3 protein-coding genes are annotated in these 3,698 nt (G+C 37.1%); 1 reads left to right on the top strand and 2 read right to left on the bottom strand.

Features of this window, described 5'->3' with window-relative positions; all coding sequences use genetic code 11:
- Positions 1–309 precede the first annotated feature (309 nt).
- Positions 310–1,437 carry an ISAs1 family transposase gene (locus P9B04_RS16895; RefSeq protein WP_342056148.1) on the bottom strand — a complete coding sequence of 376 codons (1,128 nt, stop codon included), beginning with the start codon at positions 1,435–1,437 and terminating at the stop codon, positions 310–312.
- Positions 1,438–1,609: 172 nt separating this feature from the next.
- Positions 1,610–2,584 carry a protelomerase family protein gene (locus P9B04_RS16890; RefSeq protein ID WP_342056147.1) on the bottom strand — a complete coding sequence of 325 codons (975 nt, stop codon included), beginning with the start codon at positions 2,582–2,584 and terminating at the stop codon, positions 1,610–1,612.
- A 279-nt stretch (positions 2,585–2,863) separates the two neighbouring features.
- Between P9B04_RS16890 and P9B04_RS16885 the strand changes: the two genes are divergently transcribed.
- On the top strand, positions 2,864–3,436 hold the full coding sequence (locus tag P9B04_RS16885) for a class I SAM-dependent methyltransferase (protein WP_204366576.1): 573 nt from the start codon (positions 2,864–2,866) through the stop codon (positions 3,434–3,436).
- Positions 3,437–3,698: the final 262 nt, after the last annotated feature.

Below are 3,698 nucleotides of genomic sequence, written 5' to 3'. Positions count from 1 at the left end.
TACTTCAACACGCTATTATCTCAATAGTTTTATCAGTAATGCAGAGAAATTAGCGCACCGCGAAGCGGATCTCTGATACTGTTGGCGACAGGGCAAACGCATCAAAAATGTGATCAGAATTGAGTTATAATGTGTTTAAGATTTCAAATTACCAGGTAATTTGAAAAACCTACCTAAAAGCTTCTACCAAAAGAAAACAGTCTGCTTAATAAAACCATTTAGAAAAAAAATGAGCAACATAATTGCTAATCTCAAACCAAGATTATTTTGAGAATCTATTTAGCCATTATTATTAGGCGATCGCTACTATCAGATCCCCAAAACTTTGGCTAAATATTTATTATCCCAAGCCGCTTTGAGTCGTTTATTCTTCACCCCTATCTTAGCAGTTTTCTCTTGAGATAAAAGATTAAGAGATATCTGACGTAATCGGGCTAAATTCTCAGGGGCGTTATCTTTATGCACGGGACAATCATCTTCATTGAAAGCTACGTCCAAGACCCAATGAAGGTTATTTTCAATACTCCAATGGCTACGAACAGCGATCGCTAATTTCTCTGCATTACTGATAAAACTATTGAGATAATAGCGTGTTGAAGTAGTTGTTTTATCTCCAATACGTCGCACTGATTCAACAATACCAATACTCTGAAGTCCTGCCCATTTATCAGTATTTCGAGTCATAATTGAAGCAGAAAATGTCCAATAACGACGGGTTTCAATGCGACCATGACCCTTCTCAACCGTTCGATAAAAGCTATGTTCAATTCCAATCCATTCGTTTTTTTGGGCATTATTAAATACTTTTTGAACTTCTTGAAATAAACCTCTTTGATTGCCTTTAAGAGCTAAACAATAATCGGCCCCTTTGGAGTGAAGCAATTGGGCAATATCTGTTTGAGTTCCCATCGCATCAATGGTTACTAAACAGCCATTAAGCTCTAACACTTTGATGAGGTGAGGAATGGCAGTAATCTCATTCGTTCGTTCATGAACTTTTTGTTGTGCAAGGACTAATCTTTGTTTAGATGCCCAAGCATTGACTAAGTGAATCGCTTTTTTTCCTTCTGTTTTACTAACTGAATGCTTTACTGTTTTTCCATCAATATTGATCACTTCTCCTGGCATCAATTCCGTGATTGAACTAACCCAATCTCGAAAACACTGCTCAAATTCATTCGGGTCAATTCGAGCGAACACTCGTGCAAAGGTATCGTGAGATGGGATTCCGTTCTTTAATTCCAAAAACTGCTTTAACCATTCATATTTTGAGTTTCCATAAGTTTCCATAGCCACAAAGGTATCAGCACCACAAATCATGGCACACAGAGCGATAACAATAATATCAATCAGCTTGTGGTCTTTGGTTCTCTCAACTCTTGGGTCAGTCAATTGTTCAAAATGGTCGATAAGCGTTATTTTCGGTCTTAATTTCATTCTATCTTACCAACAAGGGCTTTTTCTCATTATCTCTCATCTATAAGTATTTGTTAAAAGACAGAGTTTTATAGCTAATCAGCTTCTTAGGTTGAAATGAAGAGAGAAAGCCGATAAATTTGAAATTAGAATTCTAATTTCAAATTCTGACCTTATTATACCCTAATTTTGCTCATATTTTAGATGCGTTTGCCCTGTAGTGCATGGCTGCATCTGCTTTCCCTGGTGTGGGTTCATGTCCATTGATGACTTTTATGAAGGCAAAATCTTTCACTTGAGGGGGACAATAATAGAATACTGCGATCGCATCATAAACGGCTCTTAACCTTTGAGGATTTACGGTTGTTTCTTCGTTTAAACGAGACAACGTGGGAACAATTCCGCTAAAATTCGCTTCTACTTGCAATCGCAGATTGTTTTTATAAACTTCTAGTTCTAAATCGTTTAATTTGTCTGCTTTAAAGGTATTTCTTAGAATATTATACCCTTTTAGTACCGTATCCGCTTCTATCAAGGTGGGCATCTCATAAGCTCTCTTTTTGCCTCTAGTCTTTGCTTGTCCCTGGCTTAAAATGACGGTATACGGGGATGAGTCTGTTAGAACTGCATCTCTAAGGATTTCCCCTGGTCTTAGCCCCACTAATAACGCTAAGGATGCCCCTATATCGGCATAACTAGCAAATCCTTCTTTTTCGTATTGAGCGATCGCACTTTCTAATAACTCTCGGCCCCTGTTCACGATCAAGTCTGGTTCTTCTATGGTAACCACATTATGCTGTTTCCAATCTAATGCTTCTCGTTGCAGGCCTAAGTTCAAGGCTTTTATGTCATTAGGGGTATCTATCAAGGTACAGGCAAAATGTTCTTTTTCTCCCTTGGTTGGGTGTTTTATGCTGTTAAAGGGAGTTAATTTGCCTTTAAAGTAAATTCTTACCGCTTTGTGTAGGTAGGTGTAGTAATTCTTCACGCTAGTTGGTTTTACTTTCTTTAAAAACTTTTCTGTTATTTCCTTATTGAGTTCGGCGATCGCAGTCTCATCCTCTTTCGTCATCCCTTCTAACCGAGACAGGGTGTCATCAATGATTTCTATCACCCATTTTGACGGTGGTTTACCTTGCCCCCATTCTTTTAACCAATGTGATAACATTCCCTACAATACCCTTGTTGTCAGTTATAACTGTAGCTTACAATAAGGATATTGTCTGTGTCAACAATCTAGTTAAAGTGAATTTAAACAACATCATCAACTTCACCAATTGCCAATTGGGAAAATATCTAATTTATTCAGGAAAATTAAAGTATAATTTAGATTATCTAAGTTAATCTATAATTCTTATTAAAAGTGATTGATAAAAAGAAGGTTATGGAAGGGAGTGCCGTCTATACTCCACAGCTTTTATCTCTCTACAATTTTGGAGTCTTGCAATTGTCTAACTCCTATATTTGGAGGTGTCCTACATCCCGTCTTCTCTCACAATATAATCAATTCGTCACTGCTAATCATCTAGATGTGGGGGTAGGAACAGGCTATTTTTTAGCTCATTGTCAATTCCCAACTAATCAACCGAGAATTGCTTTAATGGATTTGAATACTAATAGCTTAAATTACGCTGCCCAAAAAATCGCTCCTTATCAACCAGAGGTTTATCAACAAGATGTATTTGACCCTATAACTACAAACATAGAGCCTTTTGAGTCTATTAGTCTTAATTATCTATTTCATTGCTTACCAGGAACTATCTTAGAAAAAGAGATCGTAATCAAAAATCTAAAAACAATTCTCAAAGATAAAGGGAGAATTTTTGGCTCAACAATCCTAGCTCATGGTGGAGAAAAAAATCCCATGGCTGAAATGTTGATGAATTTTTATAATAGTAAAGGCATCTTTCATAATAACAATGATACATTGGAAGGGTTAGAAGAAATTCTTAAGCGTCATTTTTCTCAGGTTTCAGTGAAAGTTCATGGATGTGTAGCAATATTCTTGGCAGAAAACTAAAACCAGCAATCAGAAAATGGCGATCCCAATATTCTCCAATCCATCAAAGCCACTTCACAATTTTGGTATTATTTTCAAAGGGCAATCTCCCTATTTTCCACTCTTAATTTACACAACATGGCTGAAGATGCTCAAGTCAAACGAAGGCAGAAGACCCTGCGCTACAAGGACAGAGGGCAGAAGTTCACTGGTTTGGTAGGGGCTTATACCCCAGGGCAAACGCATCTAAAATATGAGCAAAATTAGGGTATAATAAGGTCAG

The sequence above is a fragment of the Crocosphaera sp. Alani8 genome, assembly GCF_038442745.1.
Classification (GTDB): domain Bacteria; phylum Cyanobacteriota; class Cyanobacteriia; order Cyanobacteriales; family Microcystaceae; genus Crocosphaera.
Note: the sequence above shows the minus strand (reverse complement) of the source record. Positions and strands in the feature narration are given on the sequence as shown.

Bases quoted from the DNA above. Each gene is read 5' to 3' on its own strand.
- P9B04_RS16895 (WP_342056148.1), bottom strand. From the start codon at position 1,437: ATGAAATTAAGACCGAAAATAACGCTTATCGACCATTTTGAACAATTG.
- P9B04_RS16890 (WP_342056147.1), bottom strand. From the start codon at position 2,584: ATGTTATCACATTGGTTAAAAGAATGGGGGCAAGGTAAACCACCGTCA.